The sequence below is a fragment of the Tepidimonas sp. genome, from assembly GCF_029335975.1.
In the GTDB taxonomy this organism is placed as follows: Bacteria; Pseudomonadota; Gammaproteobacteria; order Burkholderiales; family Burkholderiaceae_C; genus Tepidimonas.
Window position 1 is genome coordinate 1 of record NZ_JARJMT020000022.1, and the last position, 14,821, is coordinate 14,821.

The following is a 14,821-nucleotide window of genomic DNA, read 5'->3' on the forward strand; positions in this document are numbered from 1 at the left end:
GGTCTGGCCTACCCGGCGCTGCGCGGGGTCAACCAGTTGGTCAATGCCGCGGGAGCGCTCGCGGTGTTGGAGGCCCTGCACCCCCGCCTGCCGGTGGCCGCGCAGGCGGTGCGGCAGGGGCTGGCGACAGTGGAGTGGGTCGGGCGCTTCCAGATCGTGCCGGGACAGCCGGTGCTTGTGCTGGACGTGGCCCACAACCCGCACGCGGCGGCGGCCCTGGCCGAGAACCTGGATGCGATGGGCTATTACCCGCAGACGCAGGCGGTGTTTGGCGCCATGGCTGACAAGGACGTGCGGCCGATGCTCGAGCGGCTCGATGCGCTGATCGATACCTGGCATTTTTGCGATTTGCCCACGGCGCGGGCCGCCCGCGCCGCCGATCTGCATGGACTGTGGCAGGCCGCCACGCGCCGACGCGACGCCGCAGCGGCTGTACATGCGGATCCCGCCGCTGCCTTGGGGGCTGCAATCGCGGCGGCGGACCCCGCTGATAGAATCGTGGTTTTCGGATCCTTCTACACGGTGGGCGGCGTGCTGCAACAGGGGTTGCCGCGCCTGGGCGCCAAGCACCTGCAGGGCTGACGCATGTTCCAACTCCGCTCCGGCTCCGGCCCCTCGTCCGCCTCGCCGGGGGGCGAACGACAGCCACCGTCGATCGAGACGCTGCGCCGGCGCGCCCGCCAGCGGCTCATCGGTGCTGCCGTGCTGGTTGCTGCAGCCGTGGTCATCTTGCCGTGGCTGCTGGAAGCGCAGCCGCGGCCCATTCCGGTGGACATCGCGATCGATATCCCCGCGCGGCAATCTGCCGCGCCGCTGGAGCCGCCCTCTGACCGCGCGGCTATCGTGCCGCGATCCGCCGAGCCCGATGGCGCACTGTCGGCGCCTGCTGTGGCTCCGGCCCCCGCCGCTGCCCCGACCCCCGCGCCAGCACCAGTCCCGGGCCCAACCGCCACTGCGGCGCCTCCACCGCCTGTCGCGCGGGCCGACGCCGAGGCCAAGGTCCGCGTCGTCGTGCAGGTGGGCGCGTTTGCCGAGGCTGCGCGCGCGCAGGAGGTGCGCCGCCGGCTCGAGCGTGCAGGACTCAAAACCTACACCCATGTTGCGGACACCCCCGAAGGCAAACGCATCCGGGTACGCGTCGGGCCGTTCGACACGCGCGCCGAGGCGGAGAAAGCGGCAGAGAAGGTCAAAGGTCTGGGCTTGCCGGCTGCGGTGCTGACACTGTGAGCCATGGCTGCGTTGGACGTCATTTTGCTGGCGGTGCTTGCGGCATCGGTCGTGCTTGGTTGGTTGCGTGGGTTGCTGTACGAGGGGCTGTCCGTGCTGGCCTGGGTGGCGGCCTTCGTCGTCGCGCAGCGCTGGGCGCTGGAGGCGGCGGCGTGGTTGCCGTGGTCAGCCGAGTGGAGCGATCCCCTGCGCTATGCCGTGGGGTTTGCCGTGTCGTTCGTCGCCACGGCGTTCGCGGGGGGGCTGCTGGCGTGGCTTGTGAGCCAGGGCGCACAGGCCGTCGGCTTGCGGCCCATCGACCGCGTGCTGGGGGGGGTGTTTGGGGTGCTGCGCGGCGTGTTGCTGCTGATGGCGGCCACGCTGTTGGTGCAACTGTCCCCCTGGGCGGACAGCCCCGCCTGGCGCGAAGCGTGGGGGCCGCGCTGGCTGGGCCAGGGGCTGCAGGCGCTGAAAGTGCTGGTGCCCGCTCCGGTGGCTGTGTATTTTCCGTAGTTCGAGGACAACGACATGTGTGGCATCGTCGGCGTGGTCAGCGCCCAGCCGGTCAACCAGCTCATCTATGATGCCTTGTTGCTGCTGCAGCACCGGGGGCAGGATGCGGCGGGCATCGTGACGCAGTTGGGGCACAAGTTCTTCATGCACAAAGCCAAAGGCATGGTGCGCGACGTGTTTCGCACACGTAACATGCGGGCGCTGCCGGGCAACTGCGGGCTGGGCCAGGTACGCTACCCGACGGCCGGCAACGCCGCCAGCGAGGAAGAAGCCCAGCCCTTTTACGTCAACGCGCCGTTTGGCCTGGTGTTGGCGCACAACGGCAACCTCACCAACGCCCATGCGCTCAAGGAGGAGTTGGCCCGTCTCGACCATCGGCATATCAACACGGAAAGCGACTCCGAGGTGCTGCTCAACGTGCTGGCGCACGAGTTGGAGCGTGCCACCCGGGGTGTGCCCTTGCAGATCGACGACGTCTTTGCAGCCGTATCGGCAGTGCACCGCCGCGTGCGGGGCAGCTACGCGGTGGTGGCGCTGATCGCGGGCCACGGTATGCTGGTATTTCGCGATCCGTTTGGCATTCGGCCACTGTGCGTCGGCCGCAGCTCGGACGGCACGGTGATGGCGGCCAGCGAGTCGGTGGCGCTGGAGGGGACGGGCCACCGCTTCGAGCGCGACGTCGCCCCGGGCGAGGCGATCTTCGTCACGCTGGACGGCCAGATCCACGCGCGCCAGTGTGCCGAGGCGCCGCGCCACCATCCGTGCATCTTCGAGTATGTCTACTTGGCCCGGCCCGATTCGGTGATCGACGGCATTTCGGTCTATCAGGCACGGCTCAACATGGGCGAGACGCTGGCTACCCGCGTCGTCTCCACCGTGCCGCCAACGGATATCGACGTCGTCATTCCCATCCCTGAGTCGAGTCGGCCGGCGGCAATGGAGGTGGCACGGCTGATCGGTCGTCCCTACCGCGAGGGTTTTGTGAAGAATCGCTACGTCGGCCGCACCTTCATCATGCCGGGGCAGGCGGTGCGCAAGAAGTCGGTGCGCCAAAAGCTCAATGTCATCGCCAGCGAGTTTGCCGGGCGCAATGTGCTGCTGGTGGATGACTCCATTGTGCGCGGCACCACCAGCCGGGAAATCGTGCAAATGGCGCGCGAGGCCGGCGCACGACGGGTGTTCATGGCCAGCGCCGCGCCACCGGTGCGCTACCCCAACGTCTACGGCATCGACATGCCGACGCAGGAGGAGCTGGTGGCGCACGGCCGCACGGTGGAGGAGGTGCGCCAGATCATCGGCTGCGATGCGCTGATCTATCAGGACGTCGAGGCCATGAAGCGCGCGGTGGCGGCGCTCAACCCGCGGCTGTGCGGCTTCGAGGCATCGTGCTTCGACGGCGTGTATGTGACGGGCGATGTGACCCTGGAGACCGTCGCGGCGCTGAACGCACCGCGCCAGGCTGCCGCGAAGGCCGATCCGGCCGACGAGGACGGCGCCGGCTCCCGCCTGACGCTGCCCAACGCGCAGGAGGTCTGAGCCCGTGGCGCTGCATCCCGAGACCGCCGCCGTGCGCGTGGCCGTGCCGCGCACGCCGTACGGTGAAAACGCCGAGGCGCTGTACCTGACCAGCGGCTATGTGCAGCCCAGTGCCGAGGTGGCGGCCGCGCGCTTTGCCGGCGAGGAAGACGGCTACACCTACGGCCGCTACGGCAACCCGACCACCGCCAGCTTCGAGCAGCGGCTGGCAGCGCTAGAGGTCACCGAAGCGGCGATTGCCACCTCCTCGGGCATGGCGGCGATCCTGATGCTGGCGCTGGGCTTGTTACAGTCTGGCGATCATGTGGTTTGTTCGCGCTCGATGTTCGGCGCCACGATCAAGCTGATCGGCACCGACCTGGCCAAGTTTGGCGTGCAGACCACCTTCGTGCCACAGACCGATCTGGGCGCTTGGCATGCCGCGATCACCCCGCGCACGCGGCTGCTGATGGCCGAGACACCGACCAACCCGCTGACCGAGGTGTGCGACATTGCCGCGCTGGCGGACATGGCCCACGCCGCTGGGGCCTGGCTGGCGGTGGATAACTGTTTTGCCACGCCCGCACTGCAGCGTCCGGCCGAGTTCGGCGCCGACATCGTCATTCACTCCGGCACCAAATTTCTCGACGGGCAAGGACGGGTGATGGCCGGCGCCTTGTGCGCGTCGCGCGCGCTGGTGGAAGAGAAATTCCTCCCCGTGCTGCGCAGCGCTGGCATGACGCTGGCGCCATTCAACGCTTGGGTCGTGCTCAAGGGCCTGGAGACGCTGCACTTGCGCATGCGGGCGCAAAGCGCCACTGCGCTGGCCCTGGCCCAGTGGCTGCAGGCGCACCCTGCGGTGGCGCGTGTGCATTACCCAGGGCTGCCCGATCATCCGCAGCATGCGTTGGCGATGCGCCAGCAAGGCGGCTGCGGCGGGGCCATCGTCGCTTTCGAGGTCAAGGCCTCCAGCCCCGAGGAGGGGCGTGCGCGGGCGTTTGCGATGCTGGATGCACTGCGGCTGGCGTCGCTGTCGACCAACCTGGGCGACACCAAGACGCTGTGCTCGCACCCGGCCAGCACCTCGCACGGGCGGCTGACCGAGGCGCAGCGCCAGGCCGCCGGCATCACGCAGGCGCTGATCCGCGTCTCGGTGGGTCTCGAGCATTTGGACGACCTCAGCGCCGACCTGGCGCGCGGCCTGGATGCGCTCGCCGCGACACGGGCCCTGCCTTCCGACCCCAAACCATCATGACACAACGAGTCCGCACCCGCTTTGCCCCGTCACCGACGGGCTTCATTCACCTGGGCAACATCCGCTCGGCCCTCTACCCGTGGGCGTTTGCGCGCGCACACGGGGGCGACTTCATCCTGCGCATCGAGGACACCGACCAGGAACGCTCCACCGACGAGGCGGTGCGCGTGATCCTGGAGGCGATGGACTGGCTGGGTCTGACCCCCGATGAGGGCCCGCACTACCAGATGCAGCGCATGGACCGCTACCGCGAGGTCATTGCACAGATGCTGCAGGCAGGGCTGGCCTACCACTGCTATATGACGCCACAGGAGCTCGATGCCCTGCGCGAGCGCCAGTTGGCGGCCAAGCTCAAGCCGCGCTACGACGGCACCTGGCGCCCGGAGCCTGGCAAGGTGCTGCCCACGCCGCCCAGCGGCGTGCTGCCGGTGATACGCTTCAAGAATCCGCTCGCGGGCAGCGTGGTGTGGGACGACAAGGTCAAGGGTCGCATCGAGATCCACAACGACGAGCTTGACGATCTCGTGATTGCGCGCCAGGCGCCGCTCGGCGAGATTGGCGTACCAACTTACAACTTCTGCGTCGTGGTCGACGACATCGACATGCGCATCACGCACGTCATCCGCGGCGACGACCACGTCAATAACACCCCGCGCCAGATCAACATCCTGCGCGCGCTGGGCCACGAGCCTCCGGTGTATGCCCATCTGCCCACCGTGCTCAACGAGCAGGGTGAGAAGATGAGCAAGCGCCATGGCGCCAAGCCGGTGACATGGTATCGCGACGCGGGCTTTTTGCCTGACGCGATGATCAACTACCTGGCCCGTTTGGGCTGGAGCCACGGCGACGACGAGATTTTCACCCGCGAGCAGTTTGTGCAGTGGTTCGACCTCGACCACCTGGGTCGCAGTGCCGCGCAGTTTGACGAGGCCAAGCTGCGCTGGGTCAATGCGCAGCACCTGAAAATGACGCCCGATGAGCGGCTGGCACCCCTGGTGGCCGAGCAGTTGGCGCGCCGTGGCATACAGGCCGACGCGCGGCTGCCCGCGATCTGCGGCCTGTTCAAGGGCCGCTGTGACACCACCGCGGCGCTGGCGGACTGGGCGCAGCCGTACTACCTGGCGCCGACCCCGCGCGCAGAGGAGCTGGCGCAGCATGTCACCGACGCGCTGCGCCCAGCGCTGGCCGAGCTGCGCCAGCGCTTGAGCGACGTGCCGTGGACGGCGGGCGACATCAGCGCAGCGCTGAAAGCGACGCTGGCCAGCCACGGCCTCAAAATGCCGCAGCTGGCCATGCCGGTGCGTGTGCTGGTGATGGGAGTGGCGCAGACCCCGTCGGTGGATGCGGTGCTGGCACTGCACCGGCGCGAGGATGTGCTGGCGCGGCTGGCCGCAGATTGATGGCGGCGCAAAAAAACCGTCCTCGTCTCCGAAACGACTCGAAAAAGTGTCTATAATTCGAGTCTTGCTGATGCGCGACGGATTACAGTGTTGACCGAGACATCGAAAACGTCGGCGGCAGCGATACCGTGGGGGTATAGCTCAGCTGGGAGAGCGCTTGCATGGCATGCAAGAGGTCAGCGGTTCGATCCCGCTTACCTCCACCACGAACACAGACCCTATCGTCTAGAGGCCTAGGACATCACCCTTTCACGGTGAGTACCGGGGTTCGAATCCCCGTAGGGTCGCCAGATTGGAGCGGTAGTTCAGTTGGTCAGAATACCGGCCTGTCACGCCGGGGGTCGCGGGTTCGAGCCCCGTCCGCTCCGCCACACACCACACACCACAGCCCATGCGCTCCATGCCCATGGGCTGTTCCCGCATGAAAATCTTGGGGTTCGAATCGTCGTGTGACGAAACCGGCGTCGCGCTGGTCGAGGCGGCGCCGCAGGGCGTGCCGCGTCTGCTGGGGGCCGCGCTGCACAGCCAGGTGGCGATGCACCGGGACTATGGCGGCGTCGTGCCGGAGCTGGCCAGTCGCGATCACATTCGCCGAGTGCTGCCCCTGACCGAGGCCGCATTGGCCCAAGCCGGCGTGGCGTTGCACGCGGTCGATGCTGTCGCCTATACCCGTGGCCCAGGGCTGGCCGGCGCGCTGTTGGTGGGGGCGGGCGTGGCCTGTGCTTTGGCGGCGGCGCTGGATGTGCCGGCGGTTGCTGTGCACCATCTGGAGGGGCACCTGCTGTCGCCTTTTCTGAGCGCCGATGCGCCGACCTTCCCCTTCGTCGCTTTGCTGGTGTCGGGTGGGCACACGCAGCTGATGCGCGTGGACGGTGTGGGGCACTACCGCCTGCTGGGCGAAACCATCGACGACGCCGCTGGGGAGGCGTTCGACAAATCGGCCAAGGTGCTCGGGCTGGGGTACCCAGGCGGGCCAGCCTTGTCGCGTTTGGCCGAGCAGGGGGACCCCGCCGCCTTCGCCTTGCCGCGGCCCCTGCTGCACAGCGGCGATCTGGATTTCTCGTTCGCCGGGCTCAAGACGGCGGTGCTGACCCTGGCGCGCAAGCTGGGCCCGGCGCTGGAGGCCCGCAAGGCGGACCTGGCCGCGGCGACCGAGGCGGCCATCGTGGATGTGCTGGTGCACAAATCGCGTGCTGCGCTGCAGGCCACGGGGTTGAACCGGCTGGTCGTCGCTGGCGGGGTAGGCGCCAACCGGCGCCTGCGCGCTCAACTGGGCGAAGCAGCCGCACGGTATGGCTGGCGACTGCATTACCCAGAGGTCGCTTGGTGCACCGACAACGGGGCCATGATTGCGCTGGCGGCGGCGATGCGCTGGCAGGTGGGCGCCTGGTCGAACCGGGATCGGGCCTGGGCTTTCGACGTGCTGCCCCGCTGGCCGCTGGAGGCGGTGGGGCTTTCGGCCAATCGGGCGGTTTAGCGGCTCCTGGGGGCAGTGTCTGTAGACTGCGGGGCTTGGGCACCCCCCGGTTCCGGCAGCGGGGCAGGCGAAGAGAGCGGGGCGACCTTTCGTAATTATGAATTATAAAGCTGTAGAATCCGCCCTCTAGCGAAACACGGCGGCGCGGGGCAGCGCCGCCGTACGGCGAAAACCGCACGAAGAAAGGAATCGAACGCATGACGCATGCATGGCACGCAGGGCGGCGGCAATGGTTGGTGCGCGCCGCCGCACTGGGGTTGGCGGGATGGATGGGGGCGGTGTCCGCCCAGTCCGCGGCGGGGCGCGGGGACGGGGCCATCCGGCTGGCGTTGATCGAAACGCTGTCCGGCCCGTTTGGTAACACCGGCGAGGCGGTGTTTCGCAACCTCGTGTGGGCGGCCGAGCGCGTCAACGCTCGTGGTGGCATCGAAGTCGCCCCCGGGGTGCGCCGGCCACTGCAGATCGTACGCTACGACAGCAAGGGGCAGCCGCAGGAGGCGCTGTCCGCGCTGCAAGCCGCGCTCGACGATGGCATCACCCTGATTGCGCAGGGCAACTCGTCCGCGGTGGCGGCGGCCCTGATTGAGGCCATCAACCGCCACAACGAGCGCGAACCGCAGCGGCAGGTGCTGTTCCTCAACTACTCGGCGGTGGACCCCATTCTGACCAACGAGCGTTGCAGCTACTGGCATTTTCGCTTCGACGCGCACGCGGACATGCGCATGGCGGCTCTCATGAGCGTGCTCAAAACCGATGCCGAGGTGCGCAGCGTCTACCTGATCGGGCAGGACTACAGCTTTGGCCGGGCAGTGCTGCGCGAAGCGCGGCGTCAACTCGGTCTGCAGCGCCCCGATGTGCGCATCGTCGGGGAGGAACTGCACCCCATGGCCCGCATCAAGGATTTTTTGCCCTATGTGACCAAGATCAAGGCCAGCGGTGCCCAGGCGGTCATCACGGGCAACTGGGGCAATGACTTGACACTGCTGGTGCGCGCCGCGCGCGAGGGGGGGTACGATGGCAAATTCTACACCTTCTATGGCAACGCGCTGGGGGCGCCGGCCGCCATTGGCGAGGCGGGCATCGGCAAGGTGATTGCGGTGGCGGATTGGTTTCCCAATGCGCCGGGCGCAGAGTCGCGCCGCTTCTACGAGGCGTTTCGTCAGCGCTTCCCCAACCCTGCGGACGACTATGTGCATATGCGCATGCAGCTCATGGTCGAGGCGCTGGCCCAGGCCATCGAGGCCGCCGCGCGCGTCGAGCGCTCGAGGGATGGCATGGCCGTCCTGCCGGGGGCGGCGAGCATTGCTCGGGCGCTGGAGCAGGCGGATGTCACCTTGGCTGGGCAGCGCCTGCGCATGCGGGCAGCCGACCACCAGGCCCAGCAGCCGTTGATGGTCGCCGTCATGGACCGGCAAGGCGCCCCAGGCGTGCCGTTCGATGTCGAAGGGTCGGGGTATGGTTTTCGGGTGCTGCAGCAGCTCGATGCCGCAGCGGCCGAGCAACCCCATACCTGCCGGATGGCCCGTCCCTGAAGCTGCTGGGTTGCCCCTTGGCGCCGCCTTGGGCGACGCCTGGCAGCGGGTTGGCGGCACGGCGCCCGGCGCTTGCCACTATAATGCCATGATGTCCTGCGCGTTGTAGGGCATATCACGCCCGCTGCGGCAACGCGCCATCTCGCATGGGGTGTGCGCTCACCTGCGGCGGGTCGCATGTTCATCCGAGGTTTCCATGATTGCTTCTGACGTCAAAGCCAAAGTCATTGCTGACAACGCCCGTGGCCCCAATGACACGGGCAGCCCCGAGGTCCAAGTCGCGCTGCTGACAGCCCGCATCAACGAGCTGACGCCCCACTTCAAGACCCACGCCAAGGATCACCACGGCCGCCGCGGCTTGCTCAAGCTGGTGAGCCGCCGCCGCAAGCTGCTCGACTACCTCAAGGCCAAGGATGCCGCTCGCTATGTCGCGCTCATCCAGAAGCTGGGCCTGCGCAAGTAATCGGCGATCGATCACGCCATCGGGTGTATGCCCGCCATACACACCAAGCGCCCAGGGCCGGTTGTCGGTCCGGGGCGTTTTTTGTTGCATGATGACTGTTTTTTCCGCCTGAAGGCCGATTGGCCCAAGGGTATTGCGGCCACAGCGGCCCAGAGCGGAGCTGTGTCATTCCAAGGCTGTCCTGTCTATCGGGGCGGCGCTGGAATGGCATCGTGTTCTGACGCTGGCGGCCATCCTTTCCAGGAGATGCATCCATGAGCCTGTTTCAGAAACACACCCAGACCTTTCAGTGGGGCCACCACACGGTGACGATGGAGACCGGCGAGATCGCCCGTCAAGCCACTGGCGCCGTTCTGCTCGACATGGACGGCACCGTCGTGCTGGCCACCGTCGTCGCCCGTCCCGAGGCCAAGCCCGGCCAGGATTTCTTTCCGCTGACGGTCGACTATGTCGAAAAAGCCTATGCTGCCGGCAAAATCCCAGGCAGCTTTTTCAAGCGCGAGGGTCGCCCGAGCGAGCACGAGACCTTGACCAGTCGCCTGATCGATCGCCCGATCCGGCCGCTGTTTCCAGACGGCTTCTTCAACGAGGTGCAGATCGTCGTCCATACCTTGTCGCTCAACCCTGACGTCGATGCCGACATCCCGGCGCTGATCGCCTCCAGCGCCGCGCTGGCCATCAGTGGCATTCCGTTCAATGGTCCGATCGGTGCAGCGCGCGTTGGCTACATCAATGGCGAGTACGTGCTCAACCCCAGTCCGGCGCAGAAAGCCAATTCGCGCTTGGATCTGGTCGTGGCCGGCACCGAATCGGCGGTGCTGATGGTGGAGTCGGAGGCGGACCAACTCACCGAGGAAGTCATGCTGGGCGCGGTCGTGTTCGGTCATGAGCAGGGCAAGATCGCGATCGCCGCCATCAACGAGCTGGTGCGCGCAGCCGGCAAGCCAGCTTGGAACTGGCAGCCACCGGCGCGCGACGAGGCGCTGATCGCCAGGGTTACCGAGTTGGGCGAAGAGCGGCTGCGCGCTGCCTACCAAATCCGCAACAAGCAGGCGCGCACCCAGGCCTGCCGCGAAGCCTATGCCGCCGTCAAGGCAGGCCTGGCAGCGCAAGGAGTGGCGTTCGACGAGGTCAAAGTCGATGGCCTGCTGTTCGAAATCGAGGCGCGCATCGTGCGACAGCAGATTCTCAACGGCGAGCCGCGCATCGATGGACGCGACACGCGCACTGTGCGCCCGATCGAGATCCGCACCGGGGTGCTGCCGCGCACACACGGCTCGGCCCTGTTCACACGCGGCGAGACCCAGGCGCTGGTGATCGCGACGCTGGGTACCGAGCGCGATGCACAAATCATCGATGCGCTGTCGGGTGAGTACCAGGACCGCTTCATGCTGCACTACAACATGCCACCGTTCGCTACGGGTGAGACGGGGCGGGTGGGCGCGCCCAAGCGGCGCGAGATCGGGCATGGCCGTCTGGCCAAGCGCGCGCTGGTGGCCAGTTTGCCCAGCAAAGAGGAATTCCCGTACACCATTCGCGTCGTCTCCGAGGTGACCGAATCGAACGGTTCCTCGTCGATGGCCACGGTCTGCGGCGGCTGCCTGGCCCTGATGGACGCTGGCGTGCCGATGAAGGCGCATGTCGCCGGCATCGCCATGGGCCTGATCAAGGAAGGCAATAAATTCGCGGTCCTGACCGACATCCTGGGTGATGAGGATCACCTGGGTGACATGGACTTCAAGGTCGCCGGCACCACGCAAGGCGTCACGGCGTTGCAGATGGACATCAAGATCCAGGGCATCACCAAGGAGATCATGCAGGTGGCGCTGGCGCAGGCCAAAGAGGCGCGTCTGCATATTCTGGACAAGATGCAAAGCGCCATCGCCGGGGCGCGCGAAGAAGTGTCGGCCTATGCGCCGCGTTTGTACACGATGAAGATCAATCCGGAAAAAATCCGCGATGTGATCGGCAAGGGCGGTGCCACCATCCGTGCGCTGACCGAGGAAACCGGCACGACGATCGACATCGCCGAGGACGGCACCATCACCATCGCCTCCACCGACGCCGATCGCGCGGCCGAGGCGCGCCGCCGCATCGAGGAGATCACCGCCGAGGTCGAAGTCGGTCAGATTTACGAAGGCCCAGTGACCAAGATCCTGGACTTTGGCGCCCTGGTCAACATTCTGCCCGGCAAGGACGGTCTGCTGCACATCAGTCAGATCGCCCACCAGCGTGTCGAAAAGGTGTCGGACTTCCTGCAAGAAGGCCAGATCGTCAAGGTCAAGGTGTTGGAAACCGACGACAAGGGCCGCATCAAGCTGTCCATGAAGGCGCTGCTGGACCGAGGGGAACCAGCCGACCCGCAGCCACAACAGTGATCCGCGTTTGACCAGCAAGAGGTCCCCCGTGGCCCCGCAGATGCACGCAATCGAGATCGCTGCCCACGGTGCACCGGACGTGCTGCGCCTGGTGCAGCGTCCACGCCCGCAGGCCGGCAAGGGTGAGGTGCGCATCCGCGTCAGCGCCTCGGGCGTCAATCGACCCGACGTGCTGCAGCGCCGCGGTCTTTACGCCCCGCCACCGGGGGTTTCCGATCTGCCGGGGCTGGAGGTGGCGGGGGTCATCGACAGTGGTGACGTCGAGGCGATGGAGGCTGCGGATCTGCGCATCGGCGATCGCGTCTGTGCGTTGGTGGCCGGCGGGGGCTACGCCGAGTATTGCGTGGCCCCCATCGGCCAGTGTCTGCCCGTCCCGCGCGGCTGGAGCGATGTCGAGGCGGCAGGCATTCCGGAGACCTTCTTCACCGTCTGGAGCAATGTGTTCGACCGCGGCCGCCTGCAGGCCGGCGAGACCCTGCTGGTGCAGGGAGGCTCCAGCGGCATCGGCGTCACAGCCATTCAGATGGCGCGCGCCATGGGGGCGCGCGTGTGGGTGACGGTTGGCTCGCCCGAGAAGGCCGAGGCCTGTGTGCGCTTGGGCGCCGACCAGGCCATCCTCTACCGCAGCCAGGACTTCGTGGCCGAGGTGGCGCGGCTGACGGGCGGGCGGGGCGTCGATGTGATCCTCGACATGGTTGCGGGCCCCTATGTCGCGCGGGAAATCGACTGCCTGGCCGAGGACGGACGGCTGGTCATCATCGCGGTGCAAGGTGGCAGCGATGCGGCGTTTGACGCCGGCAAGGTGCTGCGTCGCCGTCTGACCATCACCGGATCGACCTTGCGTCCGCGGCCGGTGGCCTTCAAGACTGCCATCGCGCGCGAACTGCGCCAGCACATTTGGCCGCTCATCGAACGCGGGGCGATCCGCCCCGTGGTGTATCGGGTTTTTCCTGCCCGGCAGGCGGCGCATGCCCATGCCCTCATGGAGAGCCATCAACACATTGGGAAAATCGTACTCGATTGGTCGGATGTCACGGCTTGAGGCCGTGCAGGAGGATACAAAATGCGCAAGCTGATCGCGGGCAATTGGAAAATGCATGGCAGCCTGGCCGACAACGAGGCGTTGTTGCGGGCCTTGTGCGGCGGGTTGGCGGCTGGGGTACACGCCGACGTGGCCGTTTGTGTGCCAGCTCCCTATCTGGCGCAGGTGCAGGCGCTGTGCACGGGCAGCCCCGTTACCTGGGGTGCGCAGGATGTCTCGGCGCACGAGGCGGGTCCCTACACGGGCGAGGTGAGTGCGTCGATGCTGCGTGATTTTGGCTGCCGCTGGGCCATCGTCGGGCATTCCGAACGACGGCAGTACCATGGTGAGACGGATGAGATCGTGGCCCGCAAAGCGCAGCAGGCGCTGGCTTGCGGCATCACGCCGATCGTGTGCGTGGGCGAGACCGAGGCCGAGCGCGCGCAAGGTGACACCGAAATCGTCGTCAAGCGCCAGCTCGCCGCAGTCATCCATGTGGTGCGCCATTGCATCTCCGAGATCGTGGTCGCTTACGAGCCGGTCTGGGCCATCGGCACGGGGCGTACCGCCACGCCCGAGCAGGCCCAGGCGGTCCACGCGGTGCTGCGCGCGCAACTGCGCGCGGCCTCCGCGAGTGAGCGGCGGGTGCGCATCCTCTACGGCGGCAGCATGAACGCAGGCAACGCCGCGGCGCTGCTGGCCCAACCCGATATCGACGGGGGACTCATTGGCAGCGCGTCGCTCAGGGCCCACGAGTTCCTCCAGATCATCGCGGCAGCATCCTGACCGGGGCGTGCCGAGCGGTTGTCTTGTCAATTTTCAGGAGTCTTCATGAGTGTGCTACTGACCTTGTTGATGGTGGTGCAGGTGTTGTCCGCGCTGGCCATGGTCGGTCTGGTGTTGATGCAGCATGGCAAAGGGGCCGATGCGGGTGCCGCATTCGGGGGCGGGGCGTCGGCCAGTCTGTTCGGCGCTTCGGGTGGCGCCAACTTCCTGTCGCGCAGCACCGCCGTACTGGCGACGGTCTTTCTTGCCTCGACGCTGGCGCTGGCCTTCATGGGCTACCAGCGTCCCCAGGCGAGTGGCTCTGGTAGCGTGCTCGAAAGCCTTCCAGTCGTTCCGCCGATGCCCGCTGCCGAGCCGGCAGCCTCCGGCGCGGCAGGCGTAGCCCCGGCGCAGCCGCCCGCAGGGAGCGCTGCGCAGATACCGGGTCAGTGAGGCTGCGGTCGAGTCCCGCTTGCCCGTGCGTTCGGGCACGGGGAATTTTTCCGGGTACAATCCAAGTTTGTCGCCGATGTACGGTTCACAGCTGGAGCGGTGCAGCCAAATCCAGCACTCGGCGATGTACCCTTGCCGACGTGGTGGAATTGGTAGACACGCTATCTTGAGGGGGTAGTGGCGAAAGCTGTGCGAGTTCGAGTCTCGCCGTCGGCACCAATCCAAATACCAACATAGCGCGCCCCCAGGGCGCCGAATTCTGGAGACGCCCGTGAGCCTTGAGCATTATCTGCCGGTGTTGTTGTTCATCCTGGTAGGCATGGGTGTCGGGGTGCTTCCACAGGTCGTCGGCTACCTTCTTGGGCCTAATCGCCCAGATCCGGAAAAAAATTCCCCCTACGAATGCGGCTTCGAGGCCTTTGAGGATGCGCGCATGAAGTTCGATGTGCGCTATTACCTCGTGGCCATCCTGTTTATTCTGTTCGATTTAGAAATCGCGTTTTTGATCCCCTGGGCGGTGGCGTTTGCCGACATCGGCGCGACCGGCTTCGTAGCGGGTGTGGTGTTCCTGATGATCCTCGTGGTGGGTTTCGTCTACGAGTGGAAGAAGGGCGCGCTGGACTGGGAATGAGTCGGCGCACAAGACGTCACGGTGGATGAGGCGGCAGGCATAACCTGGCATACCTGGGAGCGACAGATGATCGAAGGCGTGTTCAAGGAAGGCTTTTTCACCACCAGCTACGACGCCGTGGTGAATTGGGCCAAGACCGGATCGCTCTGGCCGATGACCTTTGGGTTGGCGTGCTGCGCGGTCGAGATGATGCACGCCGCAACGGCGCGCTA

General features: G+C 66.7%; 14 protein-coding genes, 4 tRNA genes and 1 pseudogene. All 19 read left to right on the forward strand.

The genetic code is table 11. The features are described 5' to 3' along the window. Window positions 1-582, forward strand: a 582-nt coding sequence (locus tag P3W97_RS01170; protein WP_300843142.1) for a cyanophycin synthetase, incomplete at its 5' end; no start/stop codon positions are given. Between the two features lie 3 nt (window positions 583-585). Then, entirely contained in the window at window positions 586-1,227 is a 642-nt protein-coding gene (locus tag P3W97_RS01175) for an SPOR domain-containing protein (protein WP_300843143.1), read from the forward strand. 3 nt (window positions 1,228-1,230) lie between these two features. Next, complete coding sequence (locus tag P3W97_RS01180; RefSeq protein ID WP_300843144.1) at window positions 1,231-1,719, forward strand: CvpA family protein; 489 nt, start codon at window positions 1,231-1,233, stop codon at window positions 1,717-1,719. Between the two features lie 15 nt (window positions 1,720-1,734). Further along, window positions 1,735-3,255: an amidophosphoribosyltransferase gene (purF, locus tag P3W97_RS01185; RefSeq protein ID WP_300843145.1), complete on the forward strand. Its 1,521-nt coding sequence runs from the start codon at window positions 1,735-1,737 to the stop codon at window positions 3,253-3,255. 4 nt (window positions 3,256-3,259) lie between these two features. After that, window positions 3,260-4,489: an O-succinylhomoserine sulfhydrylase gene (locus P3W97_RS01190; RefSeq protein ID WP_300843146.1), complete on the forward strand. Its 1,230-nt coding sequence runs from the start codon at window positions 3,260-3,262 to the stop codon at window positions 4,487-4,489. Next, window positions 4,486-5,889, forward strand: a complete 1,404-nt coding sequence (gene gltX, locus P3W97_RS01195; protein ID WP_300843147.1) for a glutamate--tRNA ligase — start codon at window positions 4,486-4,488, stop codon at window positions 5,887-5,889. Before P3W97_RS01190 ends, gltX begins: the two co-directional genes overlap by 4 nt. Window positions 5,890-6,019: 130 nt before the next feature. After that, window positions 6,020-6,095, forward strand: a tRNA-Ala gene (locus P3W97_RS01200). 8 nt (window positions 6,096-6,103) lie between these two features. Next, a tRNA-Glu gene (locus P3W97_RS01205) sits at window positions 6,104-6,179 on the forward strand. Window positions 6,180-6,183: 4 nt separating this feature from the next. After that, window positions 6,184-6,260, forward strand: a tRNA-Asp gene (locus P3W97_RS01210). A gap of 35 nt (window positions 6,261-6,295) precedes the next feature. Then, entirely contained in the window at window positions 6,296-7,366 is a 1,071-nt protein-coding gene (gene tsaD, locus P3W97_RS01215) for a tRNA (adenosine(37)-N6)-threonylcarbamoyltransferase complex transferase subunit TsaD (RefSeq protein WP_300843153.1), read from the forward strand. 269 nt (window positions 7,367-7,635) lie between these two features. After that, a complete protein-coding gene (locus tag P3W97_RS01220) occupies window positions 7,636-8,898 on the forward strand; it encodes a branched-chain amino acid ABC transporter substrate-binding protein (RefSeq protein ID WP_300843154.1) in 1,263 nt (420 codons plus the stop codon). Window positions 8,899-9,094: 196 nt separating this feature from the next. After that, window positions 9,095-9,361 carry a 30S ribosomal protein S15 gene (rpsO, locus tag P3W97_RS01225; protein WP_300843148.1) on the forward strand — a complete coding sequence of 89 codons (267 nt, stop codon included), beginning with the start codon at window positions 9,095-9,097 and terminating at the stop codon, window positions 9,359-9,361. A 254-nt stretch (window positions 9,362-9,615) separates the two neighbouring features. Next, the gene (gene pnp / locus P3W97_RS01230) at window positions 9,616-11,739 is read left to right on the forward strand and encodes a polyribonucleotide nucleotidyltransferase (RefSeq protein ID WP_300843149.1); all 2,124 of its coding nucleotides are present in this window, start codon (window positions 9,616-9,618) and stop codon (window positions 11,737-11,739) included. Between the two features lie 40 nt (window positions 11,740-11,779). Continuing rightward, window positions 11,780-12,781, forward strand: coding sequence for an NAD(P)H-quinone oxidoreductase (locus P3W97_RS01235; protein ID WP_300843155.1), 1,002 nt, complete (start codon window positions 11,780-11,782; stop codon window positions 12,779-12,781). Between the two features lie 21 nt (window positions 12,782-12,802). Beyond that, window positions 12,803-13,546: a triose-phosphate isomerase gene (gene tpiA, locus P3W97_RS01240; protein ID WP_300843150.1), complete on the forward strand. Its 744-nt coding sequence runs from the start codon at window positions 12,803-12,805 to the stop codon at window positions 13,544-13,546. Window positions 13,547-13,591: 45 nt separating this feature from the next. Beyond that, complete coding sequence (secG, locus tag P3W97_RS01245; RefSeq protein WP_300843151.1) at window positions 13,592-13,978, forward strand: preprotein translocase subunit SecG; 387 nt, start codon at window positions 13,592-13,594, stop codon at window positions 13,976-13,978. 134 nt (window positions 13,979-14,112) lie between these two features. After that, a tRNA-Leu gene (locus P3W97_RS01250) sits at window positions 14,113-14,197 on the forward strand. Window positions 14,198-14,249: 52 nt separating this feature from the next. Then, entirely contained in the window at window positions 14,250-14,609 is a 360-nt protein-coding gene (locus P3W97_RS01255) for an NADH-quinone oxidoreductase subunit A (protein WP_300843152.1), read from the forward strand. A 66-nt stretch (window positions 14,610-14,675) separates the two neighbouring features. Beyond that, a pseudogene (locus tag P3W97_RS01260) lies at window positions 14,676-14,821 on the forward strand (NADH-quinone oxidoreductase subunit B); the annotation flags it as partial.